We start from the raw sequence: 19639 nt of genomic DNA, 5'->3' as shown, positions 1-19639 counted from the left end.
TGCGGTTTCACTGAATCCGCATGCCTCAACCCTTAACTTCAGAGTGACGCCATGAGCGAAGAGATCCTGATCAACGTCACCCCGCGGGAGACCCGGGTGGCGCTGATGGACGGCGGCGTGTTGCAGGAGATCTACGTCGAGCGCACGCGGCGCCGCGGCCTGGTGGGCAACATCTACAAGGGAACCGTGACCCGCGTGCTGCCCGGCATGCAGGCGGCGTTCATCGAGCTCGGCCTCGCCCGAACCGCGTTCCTGCACGCCGCCGACATCGCGCGGCCTCAGGTGCCGGAGGCCGACCCCGAGGTACATGCGCCGCCCCCGGACATCCGCGAGCTCCTGCACGAGGGCCAGGACGTATTGGTGCAGGTGCTCAAGGACCCGCTCGGCAGCAAGGGCGCACGCCTCACCACCCGCATCAGCATCCCCTCCCGCTACCTGGTGTACATGCCCGGCGGCCACGGCGTGGGCCTCTCGGCCCGCATCGAGGACGAGGCGGAGCGCGCGCGGCTCAAGCAGCACGTGGAGGCCTTCGCGCCGGGGCTCGCGCCCGGCGGCTACATCACCCGCACCGCGGCCGAGGGCGCCGGGCCTGAGGCCCTGCGCGCCGACATGCTGTTCCTCAACAAGCTGTGGGAGAGCGTGCGGGAGGCCGGCGCCCGCGCCAAGCCCGGCACGCTGGTGCACGAGGACTTGCCGTTGGCGGTGCGCATCCTGCGCGACCTGCACGGCGATCCGGTGCGCACGGTGCGGGTGGATTCCGCCGAGATCGCCCAGCGCATGCGCCAGTTCACCGACATGTTCATCCCCGGCATGGCTGCGCGCATCGAGGTGCACGAGGCGGCCAAACCCATCTTCGAGCAGCATGGCGTGGAGGAGGAGATCCAGCGCGCACTGGAGCGCAAGGTGCCGCTCAAGTCCGGCGGCCACCTCGTCATCGACCAGACCGAGGCCATGACCACCATCGACGTGAACACCGGTGCCTACGTGGGCAAGAGCACGCTCGAGGACACAATCCTCAAGACCAACCTGGAGGCGAGCCAGGCCATCGCCCGCCAGCTGCGCCTGCGCAACCTCGGCGGCATCATCATCATCGACTTCATCGACATGAGCGACGAGTCCCACAAGCAGGCGGTGCTGGACGCGCTGCGTCAGGCGCTGGCCGGGGACCATGCCAAGACCCAAGTGACCGCGGTGTCGGCGCTCGGCCTCGTGGAGATGACCCGCAAGCGCACGCGCGAGAGCCTTGAGCACGTGCTCTGCGAACCCTGTCCCACCTGCCAGGGACGCGGTTCGGTGAGGACCGCCGAGACGGTGTGCTACGACGTGTTCCGGGAGGTGCTGCGCGCCACCCGTCAGGGCGAGTCCCAGGAACTCCGGGTGCTCGCGGCGCAGGAGGTGGTGGATCTGCTGCTGGACCAGGAGTCCGCCGCCTTCGCGGAGATCACCGCACAGGCCGGTAAACCCGTGCGCCTTCAAGTCGAAGCCTTATATACACAGGAACAGTTCGACGTGGTGCCTCTCTGATGGCGAACTGGAAGCGCCGGCTGTGGAAGTGGCTCGCCGGGACCTTCGCGGTCCTGGTGATCCTGCTCGCCACCGTGACCGGCCTGTTCCGGCTGCTCACGCCGCTGGTGCCGGGCTACCGCCTGCAGGTGGAACAGTGGGCCAGCAGCGTGCTGCAGCGTCCCGTGGAGATCCACTCCATGGGCGCCGAGTGGGGCTGGCACGGCCCGGAGGTGACGCTGGAGGGCGTGCGCATCCTGAGCCGCGACCGCAAGCAGGTGGTGACCGCGGCCGAAGAGGTGAGGCTCGGTCTCAACCTACGCAGTCTGGTGCACGGCCGGCTGCCGCGTCCCGACCGGGTGGTGCTGGTGGCGCCGCGGGTGGAGGTGGAGCGGGCGACCGACGGCAGCTACCAGGTGCGCGGATTGGAGGGCAGCACCCGCAACCAGCAGGTGGACTGGCGCCGCATCCTCGACGAGATCTTCGCCCAGAGCGCCGACGTGGCGGTGAAGAACGGCCAGGTCACGCTGTTCGACGCGCGCCACCCGATGCCGGCGTTGTTCCAGCACATCAACCTGAAGGTGGACAGCAGTCCCGAGGATCACCGCTTGCAGGGCGACCTGGCGCTGCCCGCGGACTTCGGTCATAAGCTCGAGTTCGAGCTGCGCATCCGCGGCCCCGGTATCGAGCCGGCGGGTTGGGATTGGGAAGCACAGCTCACGGCCAGCAAGCTGCAGTTGCCGCGCTGGCTGAGTTACCTGCCCGCGCACCATGATCTCTTCACTTCCGGCAGCATGGACCTGGACCTGAGCGCCGCCGCCAAGCAGGGCGTGATGCAGCGTTTCATGGCGGAACTCGATGCCCACGACCTCGTGCCCGCACCCGGACGTTCCGCCGCAGGCAAACTGAAGCTGCTGCAGGGCCGCATCGAGTGGCAGCGCAAGGACGCGGGTTGGTGCCTGGAGGGCCGCCACCTCGAGCTGCAGGATGACGTGGGCGCCGCCTGGCCCCGCGGCAACCTGGACCTGGAATACACGCAGGGCGCCGATGGCGAGCGCTGGGCCGGCGACGCGGATTTCCTGCGCCTGCAGGACATCGTGGCGCTGGCGGACTGGCTCGAGGCGCCGTCGGGTTCCCAGGCAGACGAATACCACCGCCGCCTGCATGCCTTCGCGCCCTCGGGCGAGGTCACTGCCTTGAGCTTCAAGCTGCACAAGGATGGCACTAAATTCCCTGAGTGGTCCGTGAAGGCGGGCTTCCAGGATCTCGGCCTGCATGCCGCGGAAGGCTGGCCGGGCTTCGCCGGGATGGATGGGAAGCTCGACCTCTCCGACAGGGGCGGTGATGCATACCTCGCGGCGCGCGACGCGGACGTGGATTTCCGGCCGTTGTTCCGCACGCCACTGCACGCCGGATCGGCTGACCTGATCGCCAAGGTGATCCACGATCCGTCCGGCTGGCGCGTGGCGGCGGATACCTTCCACGTGGAGAACCTGGATGGTGCCGCTCACGGGCGCGCCGCCATGGGCTTCCCGGCGGACGGCTCGGCGCCCACGCTGGATATCGATGCCACCGTGGAGCGGGGCGATGCCCGCAACAAGTCCACGTACTTCCCGGTGGGCATCATGCCCAAGCCGGTGGTGCAGTGGCTCGACGACTCCATCAAGGCAGGCAAGGTCACCTCCGGCACCGTGGCGATCCACGGCAAGACCTCCGACTTCCCCTACCGCGACGGCAAGGGCGGCACCTTCGACATCCAGTTCCACCTGGAGCACGGCGAGTTGGACTACCAGCCCGGCTGGCCTGCGGTGAAGGATTTCGATGCGGACGTGCGCTTCCTGGACCAGGGCCTCACCGCCAAGGTCACGCGCGGCAGCTACAACGGCCTCAGCATCACCGGCGGCACCGCCCAGTTCAAGGAACTGGCGAGCGGCGTGCTGGAGGTAGACGGCGCTGCCCGCGGCGACGCCTCCCAAGGTCTCGACTTCCTGCGCACGGGACCGCTCAAGGACACGCTGGAGGGTTACCTGGATGGCCTGTCGGCCAAGGGCGACATCGACGCGTCGGTGCACATTTACCTCCCGCTGACCGAGCTGGAGCACTACCGCCTGCAGGGCAAGGTCGGGCTGCACCAGGCGAGCGCGGGCCTCACGAACACGCCTGCGCTCACCGCCGAGCACCTGGAAGGCACGGTGGATTTCGGCAACTACGGCTTCTCGATGCAGGGCGTGCACGGCACGCTCCTGGGCGGCCCGCTGACGATGGACATCCGGCGGCCGCGCGGGAAGGGTCTGAGCCCGCTGAGTGCCCACGGCACCGCCGTCGCGCCGGCCCTGGCGGCACTCATGGGCTATGCCTCGGAACGCTGGCTTGAGGGCCAGGCCGACTGGCAGCTGGACGGGCGGCTGCCGCTGCAGTCCGGCCTTGGCGCGGGCAAACTCAGCCTCACCCTGCGCTCGGACTTGCGTGGCCTGACGGTGAAGCTGCCCGCACCTTTCAGCAAGGCGCCTGATGCCGCTGCACCGTTGCGCGTGCTGATGAAGTTCGACAACCCGGACGACCTCGCCTTCAGCGGAAACTACGGCGGCATCATGGGACTGCGCCTGGATTACGCGCCCAGTCACGGCGCTCTCGCGTTCGACCGGGGTGACCTGCACCTGGGCGCCGGCAACCCGGCCAAGCCTGCGGCAGCGGGCCTCAAGGTCACGGGCTACCTGCCGAGTTTCGACTGGGATGAATGGAAACCCTGGCTTCCCGAGCCGGAGAAAGGCCGCGAGGACGCGGCACCCTCGCTGCAGGGGCAGGTGGTGCCGGCCTTGCTCCTGGGGACGGATCTCAAGGTGGGACGCATCAAGGCCTTCGGCCAGATGCTGGACGAGGTGCGCCTCGTCATGAGCCGAGGCGACGAGGGCTGGCAGGGGCGGGTGGAAAGCGCGGCGGTGGCGGGCGTCTTCCGCGTCCCGATGCAGGTGGACAAGGCCCATCCCATCCAGCTCGACATGGATCGCGTGAGCCTGGCCAAGCTGCCCACTGCCAAGGATGCCGCGAGGCCCGCCTCGCCCGAACCCAGCTACGATCCGCGCAAGTTGCCGGCGTTGCGCTTCACCAGCAAGCGCTTCCAGTACGGCGACCTGGTGCTGGACAGCGCCAGCCTCGCGCTGGTGCCGCTGCCCAATGGCACAGCGTTGCAGGATTTCAAGGCTGCGGCGCCGAGCTTCACCGTCGCCGGCGACGGCAGCTGGATCGTCATGCCCTCAGGACAGCAGCACACGACGCTGAATGCCGACGTGGAAAGCAGCGACGTGGAGCAGACCCTGCGGGGCTTGGGCTACGACGCCGGCATCGCCGCTGACTACGGCAGTCTGGTGGCCGCCCTCAACTGGCAGGACAGCCCCTTCGGGGACGTGACCCGGACCCTCGCGGGCAGCATCCACGCCAAGCTGGTGGACGGCCAGCTAAAGGAGGTGCAGCCGGGCGCGGGCCGGGTGTTCGGCCTGCTCAGCCTCAACGCGCTGCCGCGGCGGCTCCTGCTCAATTTCAGCGACGTGTTCGCCAAAGGCTTCGGGTTCGACAGCGTGGAGGGGGACTTCATGCTGCAGGACGGCGATGCCTACACCCAGAACCTGGTGATGAAGGGGCCGGCTGCGAGCATCCATCTCGTGGGACGCACCGGCCTCGCCAAGCACGACTTCGACGAGGCGCTGATCGTGGATGCCAGCGTCGGCTCGAGCCTGCCGGTGGTGGGCGCGCTCGCCGGCGGCGTGGGCGTAGGCGCGGTGGTGTTCCTGCTCACGGAGATCTTCAAGAAGCCGCTGGCCAAGGCCGGGCAGGTGCGTTACCACCTCACCGGGACATGGGATAATCCCGACCTCACCAAGGTCCCGGACACGGCGCCTGCCGCCAGTACCCGCAAGCCATGAGATACCTCCTCGCTTTCATCCTTTGCCTCGCCGCGGATGCGGTCCACGCCGATGTGGATGTATTCACCGTCAGCGCCGACCAGTGGGCCCTGCAGCGCAGCGGTGCCGCGCTGGTGCGCCTGGAACCGGTGCGCGAGGCGGTGGCGGATTGGCTCGGCGACAAGGATGCGCGCATCGTGATCCAGCACGCCGCCAGCGACACCGGCAACCTGTGGGCCGACGAGCTACAGGACTGGCTGGTGGCCTTGGGCGTGCCGGCGGATCACATCGGCAAGCGCGCCAGCGCCGACCAGCCGGACGACGCGGTGGCGCTCAAGGTGGAGCACTGATGCACAAGCTCGCCGCGGTGCAGATGACCTCCGGCACCGACGTGACCGTGAACCTCCGGGAGGCGGGCAAGCTCATGGCCAAGGCCGCCGCCCAGGGCGCCGGCCTCATCGTGCTGCCGGAGAACTTCGCGCTCATGGCGCGGGACGACGCGGAGCGCGTGGCGGCCGGCGAGGTGGATGGCAGCGGCCGCATCCAGGACTTCCTGGCTGAGAAAGCCCAGACCCTCAAGGTGTGGATCGTGGGCGGCACCGTGCCGGTGCTGGCCTCCCGCGAGAAGGTGTTCGCCCGCTGCCCGGTGTACAACGCCGCCGGCCGGCGCGTGGCGCACTACGACAAGATCCACATGTTCGACGTGCAAGTGGGCGGCACCGAGAGCTACCACGAGTCGGCCCGCACCGAGGCGGGCGGGAAGCCCGTCACCGTGCTCACGCCCTTCGGCCGGCTCGGCCTCGCGGTGTGCTACGACCTGCGCTTCCCGGAACTGTTCCGCGCACTGGCGGCCCAGGGCGCGGACCTGTTCGCCGTGCCCTCGGCCTTCACCCGCACCACCGGCGAGCGCCACTGGGAGATGCTGGCGCGGGCACGCGCGGTGGAGAACCTGAGCTGCCTGGTGGCCGCCGCCCAGGGCGGGCACCACGCCAACGGGCGCGACACCTGGGGCCGCAGCATGGTGGTGGATGCCTGGGGCGAGGTGCTGGCGGAGCGGCGCGACGCGGAGCCCGGCATCGTCACCGCCGCGTTCGACCCGGCACAGCAGCAGCGGCTGCGTGCCCGCTTCCCTGCCCTGGCCCACCGCAGGTTGTAAGATGGACGCTTCGACCCCAGATTCATGTCACGCCCAGCACATTCACCGGTAAGCCCCTCATGGAAAACGCGCTGAAAATCGCCGAACGCAGCCTCCTCGAACCCACCGGCCTCGACGAGGGCAAGGTGGCGAAGGTGCTGGACCGGCTCCTGGCCCACAAGGTGGACAGCGCGGACCTCTACTTCCAGCTCTCGCGCCACGAGTCCTGGTCCCTGGAGGACGGCATCGTGAAGGAGGGCAGCCACAGCATCGAGCAGGGCGTGGGCGTGCGCGCGCTCTCCGGCGAGAAGACCGGCTTCGCCTACTCCGACGAGATCCTGCTGCCCGCGCTGACCCGCGCCTCCGACATGGCCCGCGCCATCGCGCGCCAGGGCGGGCAGAACGGCCTCAAGGCCTGGGTGCCTAACGCGCCGCAGCGCCTGTACAAGCCCCTGGACCCCATCCCGACCCTGGCGGACGCGGACAAGGTGAAGCTCCTGGAGCGCATCGACGCCGAAGCGCGGCGCCAGGATCCTCGCGTGAAGCAGGTGATGGTGAGCCTCGCCGGCGTGCACGACACCGTACTGGTGGCGGCGAGCGACGGCACCCTGGCTGCGGACGTACGTCCCCTGGTGCGTTTCAACGTGAGCGTGATCGTCGAGCAGGACGGTCGCCGCGAGCAGGGTTATGCCGGCGGCGGTGGGCGCTTCGACTATGGCCGCTTCCTGGAAGGGGATTTCGCCAGCCATCTCGCCAAGGAGGCGGTGCGCCAGGCGCTCGTGAACCTGGAGGCGGCGCCGGCCCCCGCCGGCACCATGACCGTGGTGCTGGGTCCCGGCTGGCCCGGCATCCTGCTGCACGAGGCCATCGGCCACGGCCTCGAGGGCGACTTCAACCGCAAGGGCACCTCCGCGTTCTCCGGCAAGCTCGGCCAGAAGGTGGCGAACGAGCTCTGCACGGTGGTGGACGACGGCACCCTCGAGGACCGGCGCGGCTCCCTCAATGTGGATGACGAGGGCACGCCGACCCAGTGCACCACGCTGATAGAGAAGGGCGTATTGAAGGGGTACATGCAGGACAAGCTGAACGCCAGGCTCATGGGCGTCGCTCCCACGGGCAACGGTCGGCGCGAGTCCTTCGCCCACCTGCCCATGCCGCGCATGACCAACACCTACATGCTGCCGGGGCCCCATGACCCGCAGGAGATCATCAGGTCAGTCAAGAAGGGCATCTACGCGGTGAACTTCGGCGGCGGCCAAGTGGACATCACCAGCGGCAAGTTCGTGTTCTCCATGAGCGAGGCCTACCTCATCGAGGACGGCAAGGTCGGCCGTCCGGTGCGCGGCGCGACGTTGATAGGCAACGGCGCGGACGCGCTCACCCGCGTCAGCATGGTGGGCAACGACCTGAAGCTGGACGAAGGTGTGGGCACTTGCGGCAAGGAAGGGCAGAGCGTGCCGGTGGGCGTAGGCCAGCCGACGTTGCGTATAGATGGGATTACGGTCGGCGGGACCGGTTGATCAGCGGCCCAGTCCCGGGAACTTCTTCAGCCGATTCATCAATTCTTTCCGCGTCTTGCACACCAATGTGGCGTGGCCGAGCTTGCGGCCCGGACGCGGTTCCTTGCCGTAGTCGTGATAGTGGGCGCCGGGGATGGCCAGCACGTCCTCGCGGGTCGGCATGCTGCCGATGAAGTTGATCATGGCCGAATAGCCGATGGCCCAGGTCTCGCCCAGCGGCAGGCCCAGGATCGCCCGCATGTGGTTCTCGAACTGGCCGGTGACGGCCCCCTCGATGGTCCAGTGGCCGGAGTTGTGCACCCTGGGCGCGGTCTCGTTGGCGATGAGCTTGCCCTTCCTCACGAAGAACTCGATGGTGAGCACGCCGGCGTAGTCGAACTTCTCCAGCAGCTTCTTCATGTGCTTCTGGGCCTGGGCCTGCAGCTTCCTGTCAGGGTAGGGCGCGACCGAGAGGCGCAGGATGCCTTCGCGGTGGGTGTTCTCCGCCAGAGGATAGAAGGCGGTCTCACCCTTGGTGTTGCGCACGCCGATCAGGGACACTTCCCGCTCGAAGGGGATGAACTCCTCCAGGATCAGCGGCACGCCGCACAGGGCGTTGAACGCGGAGCCGAGCTCTGCGGGGCTGCGGATGACCCGCTGGCCGCGGCCGTCATAGCCGAGCTTGCGGGTCTTGAGCACCGCCGGGTAGCCGATGGCGTGGATCGCCTCCTCCATGTCCGCCATGGTCTCCACCGCGCGGAACTTCGTGGTGGGGATCTTGAGCTCGTTGAAGAGCGTCTTCTCGCTCAGGCGGTCCTGGCCCGCGGCGAGCGCCGCCTTGGGCGGCAGGAAGGACTTTCCGGCGGGGATGCGCGCCAGCGCTTCAACCGGCACGTTCTCCACGTCGTAGGTGAGGAGGTCCACCCGGGAGGCGAGTTCCGCCACCTTGGCCGGATCGCTGAACTCGCCCAGGATGATGTCGCCGATCTGGCCGCCGGGCGCGTCTGCGCTCTTGTCCAGGAACAGGAACTTCAGGCCGAGCCGGTAACCCGCGAGGGCCAGCATGCGTCCCAATTGGCCTGCGCCTACCACGCCGATAGTTTTGATGCCGGTGGCCATGGCGGATTACTTGCGGGAGGGATCCGGGTGCGCGAGCACCTTGCGGGTCTGCTCGCGGCGGAACTTCTCCAGGCGCTTCTTGATGGGTGCGGAATGGGTGGCGAGGATCGCGGCGGCGAGCAGCGCTGCGTTGCTGGCACCGGCCTTGCCGATGGCCAGCGCCCCCACCGGGATGCCCGCGGGCATCTGCGCGATGGAGAGCAGGGAGTCGATGCCCTGCAGCGTCTTGCTCTCCACCGGCACGCCCAGCACCGGCAGCGAGGTCTTGGCGGCGGTCATGCCCGGCAGGTGCGCGGCACCGCCGGCACCGGCGATGATGACCTTGATGCCGCGCCGCTCGGCGGAGGCGGCGTACTTGAAGAGCAGGTCAGGGGTGCGGTGCGCCGAGACCACCCGGGTCTCGAAGGGGATCCCGAGCAGGTCCAGGCAGTTGGCCGCGTGCTCCAGGGTGTCCCAGTCGGACTTCGACCCCATGATCACGCCGACCAGTGGCTTCACGGCTTTTTTGGATGTCCCCATCTACGTATTTTACCCGCATGCCGCCGCGGCATAAACCCGCCGGCGGACCTCAGGCGAGGCTCTGCAGGTAGCGGAATAGCTCCCGCGCATGGCGCGGCGGCCGGCCGGCAGCGGCCTCCTGGGCCGCCTCGCGCACCAGCCGGCGCAGGTGCTGGCGGTCCACCTCCGGATGGCGCTCCAGGAACTCCGCCAGGGCCCTGTCACCCTCGTTGACGAGCCGCTCGCGCCAGCGCTCGTTCTCCTGGAAGCGGGCCTTGGACACCTTGTCCGCGCCCTGCTGCCTCTCCAGCAGGTCGCGGATGGGCTGTACGTCGTCCAGCTTGGCCAGGAGGCCGCCGATGTATTGGCGCTGGCGCTTCTGGGCGCCATGGCTGGTGATGCGGCGCGCGAGCTCGATGGCGTCCACGAGCTTCTCCGGCAGGTCCAGCTCCGCGAGCTTCTCGGCGGGCAATTTGACCAATTCCACGCCCAGGTCCTGCAGCTCGTGCATCTCGCGCTTGAGCTGCGACTTGTTGGGGCGTTCGACCAGGTATTCGTCGCTGTCGTCGTGGTCTTGCATAGTAGAATGGCCGTCCGGGTGGTCCGGATCGTTTGAGGAGTGGCGGTGCGGGCGGATGCCAATGATACACCGGAGCTGAACCAGGCCGGCCTGCAGCAGATGCTGGAGGACGTGCTACGGGAGGCCCGCACCCAGGGCGCCAGCCAGGTGGAGGCGGGTGTGAGCGTGGAGTCGGGGCTGAACCTCACGGTACGCCTCGGCGAGGTGGAGACCGTGGAGCACCAGCGCGACCGCGGCTTGGGACTCACCGTCTACTTCGGCACCCGCAAGGGCTCGGCCAGCACCGGTGACCTCGGCCCCGAGGCGCTGCGCGAGACCGTGCGCGCCGCCTGCAGCATCGCCCGCTACACCGCCGAGGATGACTGCGCCGGCCTCGCCGACGCCGCGCTCATGGCGCGGGACCTGCCGGACCTGGACCTCGACCATCCCTGGGACCCGGCGCCGGAGGCGGTCATCGACATGGCGACCCGCTGCGAGCAGGCGGCTCGCGCCCACGACCCGCGCATCGAGAACTCCGAGGGCGCCACCGTCACCAGCCACCGCGGCCTGCGCGTGTATGCCAACAGCCACGGCTTCAGCGGCGGCTATCCCAGTACCAGCCACAGCCTCACCTGCTCGGTGATCGGCAAGGCTGGCGACAGCATGCAGCGCGACTACTGGTACACCATGGCGCGTGACGTGAAGGACCTTGAGTCCGCCGAGGCGGTGGGCCGCCGCGCGGCGGAGCGCACCGTGGCGCGGCTCGGCGCGCGCCGCATCAGCACCCGCAAGGCGCCGGTGCTGTACGTGCCGGAGCTGGCGCGGGGCCTCGTCGGCCACTTCCTCGCCTCCATGCGCGGTGGCGCACAGTACCGACGCTCCTCGTTCCTGCTGGACCGGGAGGGCACCCAGGTGTTCCCCGCGTTCGTGCAGCTCTCGGAGCGGCCGCGCATCAAGGGCGCGCTCGCCAGCGCAGCGTTCGACTCGGAAGGTGTCGCCACCACCGACAAGGAGATCGTGGACTCGGGGCTGGCCACCACCTACCTCCTGGACAGCTATGCGGCCCGCAAGCTCAAGCGCGCCACCACCGGCCACGCCGGCGGCGTACGCAACCTCATCGTGGCGCCGGGCCCGCTGGACTACGCGGGCCTCTTGAAGGAGATGGGCACGGGCCTGGTGGTCACCGAACTCCTAGGCCAGGGCGTGAACGGCGTGACCGGCGACTACTCCCGCGGCGCTTCCGGCTTCTGGGTGGAGGGGGGCGTGCCCGTCCACCCGGTGGAGGAAGTCACCATCGCCGGCAACCTCAAGGACATCTTCCTGGGCATCGCCGCCATCGGCAAGGACGTGGACCTGCGCGGCGGCATCCGCACCGGCTCCATCCTGGTGGCGGAAATGACCATCGCCGGGGAATGATGCCCACGCTGCCCGTGCTGCGCCGCCGCATCACCCAGGCCTGCGGGGTGTTGTTCATGGTGCTCGCGCTGGTGGATCTCCTGCCGATGCTGCTCGGCCACGGGTGGTCCGTGTTGCTGTTCATCAAGGCGCTGATCGAAGCGGGGCTGGGCGTGGGCCTGCTGCTGGGCAACCTGTTCGCGCGGCGCGCAGCCGCGCTGCTGCTCCTGATGGTGACGATCGGCCTGCCGATCGGCTACATCAACCCCTTCAACGCCAGCGACATGATGGCCGGGGGCGGCACTGCGCCCTCCCTCGGCAGCATCCTGCTGTGGATGGTGCCGCTGGAATTGCTGCTGCTGTTCATCGTCTGGGCGGTGGATCCGCTGGCCCGCGAGCGGGCCGCCGCCGACATCAAGCCATGAGGGACCGACCATGCCGCACATCCTGCGTATCCTGCTTGCCGTCCTGCTCCTGCAACCGGCCCTGAGCGTGGCCGCTGAGCCTGCCGTGCCGGACCACCCCATCGCGATCGTGATCCACGGCGGTGCCGGCACCATCACCCGCAAGGACATGACGCCGGAGATGGACGCCGAGTACCGCGCCGCACTCAAGAAGGCGCTGGAGGCGGGCTATGCCGTGCTGAAGCAGGGCGGCCGGAGCCTGGATGCGGTGCAGGCCGCGATCCGGGTGATGGAGGACTCGCCGCTCTTCAACGCCGGCAAGGGCGCAGTGTTCGCCCACAACGGCAAGAACGAGCTGGATGCCGCCCTGATGGACGGCAGCACCCTCAAGGCCGGCGCGGTGGCGGGCGTCGAGCACATCAAGAACCCCATCGACCTGGCCCGCCTGGTGATGGAGAAGACGCCCCACGTGATGCTGATGGGCGAGGGCGCCGAGGAATTCGCCAGGAGCCAGGGCATGGCGCTGGTGCCGGCCAGCTACTTCTTCACCCAGCGCCGCTGGGATGAGCTGCAGCGAGCCCTCAAGGCCGAGACGGACGACCGCCGCGCCTCTCTCGAACAGTATCCGGGCACCACGGCCCGCGGCTTCGGCACCGTGGGCGCGGTGGCGCTGGACCGGCGCGGTGAGCTCGCCGCCGGCACCTCCACCGGCGGGCTCAACAACAAATACTACGGCCGGGTGGGGGACTCGCCCATCATCGGGGCCGGCACCTACGCCGACGGCAGGAGCTGCGGCGTCTCCGGCACCGGCACCGGCGAGTATTTCATCCGGCTCGGCCTCGCCAAGGGCATCTCGGACCTGATGCGCTTCAAGGGCATGAGCGTGCAGGCGGCGGCGGACCAGCTGGTGCTGCACGACCTGGTCGAGCTGGGCGGCGCGGACAGCGGTGGCGCCATCGCCATGGACAAGGACGGCAACATCCGCATGCCGTTCAACACCGAGGGCATGTACCGGGCATATATCGACACCGCCGGAAAGGAATTTGTGGCAATCTATAAGGACGAATAAGCGCCGCGCGTCAGCGGTCAACCGGGAGAAGGGGAGATGATGGAGTACCTGAACGTCAATTTCTTCGCCGTCGTGCTCGCCGCGGTCGCCACCTTCGGCCTCGGGGCCTTGTGGTACTCGCCGTTCCTGTTCGGCAAGCAGTGGGTGGCCTTCAACGGCTACAGCGCCGACCAGATCGAGGCCATGCGCAAGCGGGGCGGCAAGGCGTATGCCGTGTCCTTCGCCTGTTACCTGGTGATGGCCCTCATGTTCGCGGTGCTGCTGCGCATCACCCACATCAGCGCGATCCCGGCCGGCATCAAGCTGGGCGGGCTCCTGTGGCTCGGCTTCGTCGCCACCGTGGGTCTCACGGCCAACCTGTACTCCGACAAGCCGCTCAAGGCCTACCTCCTGGATTCGGGGTACCAACTCGTGTACCTGGTGGTGATGGGCCTGATACTCACGGCCTGGCGCTGAAACCGCCGGCGATCTCATGGAAGGCGCCCTGCAGGGACGCCTTCCTCTTTTGGACATAAGATTTCTGGCCTATAAATCGGTTTGACCTTTCTGGTCGCCGCGCGGTGGACATGTAACCGCGCTGGCATAATCGGCGCCCACGCTGCCTTGGGGAACGCCGCGCCGATGCCACTCGTCCTCCTGATCAACATCATCACCGCTGCCCTGTTCGCCGGCGCCATGGCCTGGGGCCTGCTGTGGCTGCTCGGCCGCGCCGCGCCCAAGCTGCGATTCAAGGGAGCGTTCCCCGACTTGGTGCAGAGCATCTCCGGCGCCGCATCGCGCCGCGAGTTGCGGGCGGTGGAGCAGGACCTCTTGATCCTTGGCGCCGGAGCCGTGGCCGCGCTCGCCGGCGGCGCGTTGCTGTGGTTCTACGGAACGCCGCGCCTCGAGGGCGTGTGGATGTGGGTGCTGTTCAGCCTCGCCTGCGCGCTATTCGTCGCCTGGTGGGTGTTCCTGGTGCGCAAGTCCCTGGCCTGGCGGGAGTGCCGCTACGCGGCGCGGGCCCATGCAGCCCTGGGCGGCACCCTGGCGCGCCTCGCCGTGCAAGGGCACCGGGTGTTCCATGACGTGCCGGCGGGCGACATCACCCTGGACCACGTGGTGATGGGCAGCCGCGGCGTGTTCGCGATCCGGGTGGTGGCAAGGCGCCCTCGCAAGGGCGATTCCCATGTGGCGCGCATCAACGGCCGTTCCATCGAGTTCCAGGACGGCTTCGCGCTGCTGGATACCATCGCGCTGGCGGAGCGCAGCGCCCGCGCCCTCGCGGACGTGCAGGTGAAGGGTTTGAGCCACCGGTTGCACGTGCTGCCGGTGGTGGCGGTGCCGGGATGGGAGATCGCGCCGGCCCAGGGCCAGGCAGGGGAGACCTTCCTGGTCAACGAGAAGACCGCAGTACTGCTCTTGCGCTCAAGCAAGCCGGCGGACTACCTCATGGAGGCGGACACCGGCCTCCTGCACGAGCACCTGGCGAAGATCTGCCTCGACGACGCCTTGTAAGCCGCCGCGCGGCTCAGCCCAAGTTAACTTTCAGGAAGCCCATCGCATCGCGCCATGCGGCGGGCGCCACCGCGGGTGCGTAGGCGGATCGTTCCTCGCAGAGGAAGCCGTGGCCAGCGCCTGGGTAAACCGCCAATGTATAGCGCTTCTTGGCGGCGGAGAGGGCCGCCGCCACCCGCGCGTGCTCCGCGGGCGTGATGCCCGCGTCCTCGGCGCCATAACCCAAGTACAGCGGTGCGCGCATCTTCTCCGCCTCGCTGATGGGTGGAGTGCGGCCGAAACGGTCCGGTGAGGTCTCTGGCGCGACGGAGCCGGCGTAGAATCCCACCGCCGCCTGCAGCCGCTGCGGAAAGCGGCAGTTAGCCAGGAACGCGAGCCGGCCGCCCATGCAGAAGCCGATGATGCCGTGGGCGTCTTGCCGTACGTCCGGTTGTGCGTCCAGCCAGTCCAGCGCCTTGCCCATCTCCTTAAGGAGCTGCTCGTCTTTCAGGGTGGGGATCTTGGCCATGGCCACCGCCGAATCAGCATAGGCGATGAGTTCGCCATGGAAATGGTCCGGCGCCAGGGCCACGAACCCCGCCTCCGCCAGGCGTCTGCACACCCCCTGGATGTGGCCGGTGAGGCCATATGCTTCCATGATCACCAGCACGCCCGGGAAAGGTCCTTTACCGATCGGCTTCGCCAGGAACCCCTCCAGGTCCTCGGCTACCTGCAGGTTGTCCTGCTTGTGCATCACTCGCCTCCGCCGGTGGGCTCGGGTGCGGCCGCCACCTCCGGCTCACGCTTGAAGCGCGCCGAGAGGTGCTCCATGGCCACGTAGAAGGCCGGGGTCAGGAACAGCGTCAGCATCTGCGAGAAGATCAGGCCTCCGACCGTGGCGATGCCGAGCGGCCGGCGCGCCTCCGCGCCCATGCCGAAGCCGAGCGCGATGGGCAGGGTGCCGAGGATCGCCGCCATGGTGGTCATCATGATCGGACGGAACCGCACCAGGCAGGCCTCGATGATCGCGTCGCGCGCCGAGAGGCCCTTCTCGCGGCGGATCTGCAGCGCGAAGTCCACCATGATGATGCCGTTCTTCTTCACCAGCCCCACCAGCATGATGAGCCCGACGAAGCTGAAGATGTTGAGCTCCTGCCCGAACAGCAGCAGCGACAGCAGCGCCCCCACCATCGCCAGCGGCAGCGCCGTGAGGATGGTGAGTGGGTGGATGAAGTGCTCGTACAGGATGGCCAGCACCATGTAGATCACCAGGATGGTGACCAGGAGCAGGATCGGCAGGTCCACCATGGACTGCTGGAAGGTGCGGGCATTGCCGGCGAAGCTGCCGCTGATGTCGGAGGGCAGGCTGCTGTCGGCGAGGGTCTCGATGCGCGAGGTCACGTCGCCCAGCGAGAGGCCCGGGTCCAGGTCGAAGGACAGGGTCACCGCCGGCAGCTGGGCGTAGTGGTTGACCTGCAGCGGCCCGACGCCGGGGCTGATGTCCGCCACCGCCCGCAGCGGAACCAGCCGGTCGGCGGCGCCACGCACGTACAATGCATCCAAGGCGCCGATGTCGGACTGGTACTGGGGCGCGAGCTGCATCATCACCCAGTACTCGTTGGTGGGGCCGTAGATGGTGCTCACCTGCTGGCCGCCGTAGGCGCTGTAGAGGATGGACTGCACCTGCTCGGCGCTCACGCCGAGGCTGGAAGCGGCCTCACGGTTGATCTGCACGTCGATCTGCGGGTTGTCGAGCTGCAGGTCCGAGCTCACGTCCCGGATGCCGGGGAGCGCGTCCAGCTGCTGCTCGAACTTCGGCGCGGCGGCATAGAGGGAATCGATGTCCGGCCCCTGCAGCACGTACTGGAACTGCGCGTTGCTGCCGATCGAGCCGACGTTGATGGCCGGCGGATTCTGGAAGAACACCTGCATGTCCCGCACCGGTGCCACCGCCTTGCGCAGCTCCTGCAGGATGTCGTCAGCCTTCTTCCGGTCGCGCATTGGCTTCAGGCCAATGAACATGCGGCCGATGTTGCTGGAGGAGGTGCCGCCGAAGCCTTGGCCGGCGCTGGACATGAGCGCCTGCACGCCCGGGTTCTGCTGCGTGATCCTGGCGATCTGCTGCTGCATGGCATTGAGCTGCTCGAAGGTGATGCCCTCCGGCGCCTGGGTGTTGGCCAGCACCTGCCCCGTGTCCTCGCTGGGGATGAAGCCCTTGGGTACCAGGGCGAACAGCACGAAGGTGAGCAATAGCACCACGCCGCCCACGCCCAGCATGGCGGGCCAATGGTCCACGGCCCAGGTCAAGGACAGCCGGTACCACTCGCGCATGCGGTCGAAGCCGGACTCCAGGGTGTTGTAGAGCCGGCCGTGGCGCTCGCTGTCCCGGATGAAGCGGCTGGCGAGCATGGGCGTAAGGGTGAGCGAGACGCAGCCCGAGATCAGGATCGCGATGCCCACGGTCATGGCGAACTCGCTGAACAGGCGTCCGACGATCCCACCCATGAACAGGATGGGGATGAACACCGCCACCAATGACAGCGTCATGGACACCACCGTGAAGCCGATCTCCTGGCTGCCGAGCAGCGCCGCCCGCATGCTGGGCTCGCCCTTCTCGCGGAAGCGCACGATGTTCTCCAGCACCACGATCGCGTCGTCCACCACGAAACCCACCGCCAGCGTCAGGGCCATCAGCGACAGGTTGTCCAGGCTGAAACCGGCCAGCTGCATCACCGCGAAGGTGCCGACCACCGAGGTGGGCAGCGCCAGCGCGCTGATGAGGGTGGCGCGCAGGTTGCGCAGGAACAGGAAGATCACGCCCACCACCAGCGCGATGGCCAGGAGCAGGGTGGTACGCACATCGCCGATGGAGCCCTTGATGAAGCCGGCGCGGTCGTAGAGCAGGTGCATCTTGGCGTCACCCGGCGCCTGGCGGGTGATCTCCGGCAGCAGCTTCTGCACCGCCTGGGACACCGTCACGGTGTTGGCGCCCGGCTGGCGCTTGACCGCGAGCACTATCGCAGGCTTGAGTTTCCCGTGTTCGTCGTCCGCATCCGAGAACGTGGTCAGCTGCTTGTCCTGCTGCACGCCGTCCACCGCGGCGGCCACGTCGGAGAGGTGCACAGGCGCGCCGTCCTGGTAGGCCACGATCATGCGGTTGTAGGCGGCCGCGTCCGTCAACTGGCCGTTGCTCTGCACGGTGTAGGTGTGGGTGCTCCCGTACAGCGTGCCGGAGGGCAGGTTGGTGTTGTTGCTCTTGATGGCATCGCTCAGCATGTCGAGCGACATCCCGCGCGCCGAGAGCGCGTAGGGATTCACGTAGATGCGCGTGGCGTACTGGTAGGAGCCGAACACGATCACCTGCGCCACGCCCTGGATCTGCGAGAGCTGTGCCGCCACCCGAGTCTCCGCATACTCGTCGAGCTGGGTGAGCGGCACGCTGTCGGCGGTGATGGCGAGGTAGATGATGCCGTAGTCCGCAGGGTTTACCTTGCGGAGCGTGGGCGGCGAGGGCATGTTGAGCGGCAGCTGGCGGATGCTCTGGGAGATCGCGGTCTGCACGTCCTGGGCCGCGGCGTCGATGTTGCGCGACAGGTCGAACTGCAGCGTGATGTTGGTGTTGCCGGTCGAGTTGCTGGAGCTCATGGCGGTCACGCCCGAGATGGCGCTGAACTGCCGCTCCAAGGGCGTCGCCACCGAGGCCGCCATGCTCTCCGGGTTCGCTCCCGGCAGGTTCGCCGAGACGTTGATGGTGGGGAAGTCCACGCTCGGTAGCTCGCTCACCGGCAGCGCGTCGTAGGCGAACAGGCCGAACACCAGCAAGCCCGCCATCACCACCGTGGTCATGACCGGGCGGTGGATGAACGGCGCCGACAGGTTCATGGCGGCTGCGAGCCGGGCATGGTGACCTCGGCCTGCTGGGCGGTGCCGGCCGCGGGGGCGGCGCTCACCGTCATGCCGGCCTTGAGGTTGCGCGGCACGTGGGCCACCACGGTCTCGCCGCCCTTGAGGCCGGCCGCCACCACCGCGACCTCGCCCATCTGGCGGTCCACCTTGATGGCGCGGCGCTCGGCCTTGCCGGCCTCCACCACGTACACGTAGTTGCCTTCCTGGCCCGTCAGCACGCCGCTCTGGGGCACCACCACCGCCTGCGGCTGCACGGTGAGCTGCAGTGTCACGCCCACGTATTGGCCGGGCCAGAGCTGCTCCTGCCGGTTGGGCAGGCCTGCCTTGAACATCACGGTGCCGGTGCCGGTGTTGACCGCGTTGTCGATGAACACGAGCCTGCCCTCGTCCAGCACGCCGTTGCCGTCCTCATGGGTCACGGTGACCTTCACCGGATGCTGGCCGTCGGACTCCCGGATGCGGGGCAGGAACTGCTGAGCCAGGTTGAACTGCACCTGGATGGGTTGCATCTGGTTCAGCACCACCAGCGGACTGGCATCGCCCGGGCCGACCACGTTGCCGGACTTCACCGCCAGGCTGCCGGTGCGGCCGGAGATGGGCGCACGGATGTCAGTGTAGGAGAGGTTGATCTCTGCCTGCTGATAGGCGGCCTGGGCCTGGTCCGCGGCGGCGCGGGCGTTGGCGTAGTCCTGGGGGGTGACGAAGCCGCGCTTCACCAGGGGCTGCATGCGGTCCGCGTTGGCCAGGGTGCTGTCGGCGGCGGCCTTGGCTGAGGCGAGCGCCGCCTGGAACGGCGCGGGATCGATGAGGAAGAGCTTCTGGCCGGCCTTCACGGTCTGGCCTTCCGTGAAGTACACCTGCTTCAGCATGCCGGTGACTTGAGGCCTGATCTGCACCGTGTGCTCCGGCAGCACCTGGCCGATGGCCTGCAGCGTGACGGGCATGGGCTGCACCTTCACCACGGCGGCGTCCACCACCAGGTTCCCGGGTGCCTCATGGTGCCGGCTGGCGCGGTAGTTGGCCCATACGCGCAGCGACACCAGCACCAGCAGCAGTGCGGCGATGCCGCCGATGATCCAGAACGCCTTGCGCCTGGCGATCACGGCCGCGGCCTGACTTGGGACGGATTGGAGAAATGGAGCATGGCGATGTCCGGATGCGGTGCGGCAGGAGCGTTACG

At 68.3% G+C, this 19639-nt stretch carries 16 protein-coding genes; 10 read left to right on the top strand and 6 right to left on the bottom strand.

Going from position 1 to position 19639, the window contains the following annotated elements; translation table 11 throughout:
- Positions 1 to 51 precede the first annotated feature (51 nt).
- The 5 genes from rng to tldD are packed head-to-tail and all read left to right on the top strand — an operon-like array spanning position 52 to position 8057.
- Positions 52 to 1524 (top strand): ribonuclease G, encoded by a 1473-nt coding sequence (rng, locus tag VF651_12450; GenBank protein HEX7966513.1) that lies wholly within the window; start codon positions 52 to 54, stop codon positions 1522 to 1524.
- Positions 1524 to 5423: a YhdP family protein gene (locus VF651_12445; GenBank protein HEX7966512.1), complete on the top strand. Its 3900-nt coding sequence runs from the start codon at positions 1524 to 1526 to the stop codon at positions 5421 to 5423. The genes rng and VF651_12445 overlap by 1 nt, the downstream gene beginning before the upstream one ends.
- Positions 5420 to 5752 carry a hypothetical protein gene (locus tag VF651_12440; protein HEX7966511.1) on the top strand — a complete coding sequence of 111 codons (333 nt, stop codon included), beginning with the start codon at positions 5420 to 5422 and terminating at the stop codon, positions 5750 to 5752. The genes VF651_12445 and VF651_12440 overlap by 4 nt, the downstream gene beginning before the upstream one ends.
- Positions 5752 to 6558: a carbon-nitrogen hydrolase family protein gene (locus tag VF651_12435; protein HEX7966510.1), complete on the top strand. Its 807-nt coding sequence runs from the start codon at positions 5752 to 5754 to the stop codon at positions 6556 to 6558. Before VF651_12440 ends, VF651_12435 begins: the two co-directional genes overlap by 1 nt.
- 59 nt (positions 6559 to 6617) lie before the next feature.
- Positions 6618 to 8057, top strand: a complete 1440-nt coding sequence (gene tldD / locus VF651_12430) for a metalloprotease TldD (GenBank protein HEX7966509.1) — start codon at positions 6618 to 6620, stop codon at positions 8055 to 8057.
- Here tldD and VF651_12425 read toward each other — a convergent pair whose 3' ends face one another.
- The 3 genes from VF651_12425 to yjgA all read right to left on the bottom strand — a co-directional run bounded on the left by VF651_12425 (position 8058) and on the right by yjgA (position 10233).
- Positions 8058 to 9155, bottom strand: coding sequence for a 5-(carboxyamino)imidazole ribonucleotide synthase (locus VF651_12425; protein HEX7966508.1), 1098 nt, complete (start codon positions 9153 to 9155; stop codon positions 8058 to 8060).
- 6 nt (positions 9156 to 9161) lie between these two features.
- The gene (gene purE / locus VF651_12420) at positions 9162 to 9653 is read right to left on the bottom strand and encodes a 5-(carboxyamino)imidazole ribonucleotide mutase (GenBank protein ID HEX7966507.1); all 492 of its coding nucleotides are present in this window, start codon (positions 9651 to 9653) and stop codon (positions 9162 to 9164) included.
- A 70-nt stretch (positions 9654 to 9723) separates the two neighbouring features.
- Positions 9724 to 10233: a ribosome biogenesis factor YjgA gene (gene yjgA / locus VF651_12415; protein HEX7966506.1), complete on the bottom strand. Its 510-nt coding sequence runs from the start codon at positions 10231 to 10233 to the stop codon at positions 9724 to 9726.
- Between the two features lie 45 nt (positions 10234 to 10278).
- Between yjgA and pmbA the strand changes: the two genes are divergently transcribed.
- The 5 genes from pmbA (at position 10279) to VF651_12390 (ending at position 14574) form a co-directional block, all read left to right on the top strand.
- On the top strand, positions 10279 to 11628 hold the full coding sequence (pmbA, locus tag VF651_12410) for a metalloprotease PmbA (protein ID HEX7966505.1): 1350 nt from the start codon (positions 10279 to 10281) through the stop codon (positions 11626 to 11628).
- Entirely contained in the window at positions 11628 to 12032 is a 405-nt protein-coding gene (locus tag VF651_12405) for a hypothetical protein (protein HEX7966504.1), read from the top strand. Before pmbA ends, VF651_12405 begins: the two co-directional genes overlap by 1 nt.
- A gap of 10 nt (positions 12033 to 12042) precedes the next feature.
- Positions 12043 to 13080, top strand: coding sequence for an isoaspartyl peptidase/L-asparaginase (locus VF651_12400; GenBank protein HEX7966503.1), 1038 nt, complete (start codon positions 12043 to 12045; stop codon positions 13078 to 13080).
- A 36-nt stretch (positions 13081 to 13116) separates the two neighbouring features.
- A complete protein-coding gene (locus VF651_12395) occupies positions 13117 to 13536 on the top strand; it encodes a DUF1761 domain-containing protein (GenBank protein HEX7966502.1) in 420 nt (139 codons plus the stop codon).
- Between the two features lie 165 nt (positions 13537 to 13701).
- Complete coding sequence (locus VF651_12390; GenBank protein HEX7966501.1) at positions 13702 to 14574, top strand: hypothetical protein; 873 nt, start codon at positions 13702 to 13704, stop codon at positions 14572 to 14574.
- A gap of 13 nt (positions 14575 to 14587) precedes the next feature.
- Here VF651_12390 and VF651_12385 read toward each other — a convergent pair whose 3' ends face one another.
- From VF651_12385 to VF651_12375, 3 genes are read right to left on the bottom strand one after another with little or no spacing between them, the layout of a single operon-like run.
- Positions 14588 to 15307, bottom strand: coding sequence for a dienelactone hydrolase family protein (locus VF651_12385; GenBank protein HEX7966500.1), 720 nt, complete (start codon positions 15305 to 15307; stop codon positions 14588 to 14590).
- Positions 15307 to 18435, bottom strand: a complete 3129-nt coding sequence (locus VF651_12380) for an efflux RND transporter permease subunit (protein ID HEX7966499.1) — start codon at positions 18433 to 18435, stop codon at positions 15307 to 15309. Before VF651_12380 ends, VF651_12385 begins: the two co-directional genes overlap by 1 nt.
- A complete protein-coding gene (locus VF651_12375; protein HEX7966498.1) occupies positions 18432 to 19562 on the bottom strand; it encodes an efflux RND transporter periplasmic adaptor subunit in 1131 nt (376 codons plus the stop codon). Before VF651_12375 ends, VF651_12380 begins: the two co-directional genes overlap by 4 nt.
- Between the last annotated feature and the right edge of the window lie 77 nt (positions 19563 to 19639).

This window comes from Gammaproteobacteria bacterium, assembly GCA_036383255.1.
Taxonomy (GTDB): domain Bacteria; phylum Pseudomonadota; class Gammaproteobacteria; order Natronospirales; family REEB76; genus DASUBN01.
The sequence above is the reverse complement of the archived record's forward strand: the minus strand, read 5'-3'. Positions and strand labels throughout refer to the sequence as shown.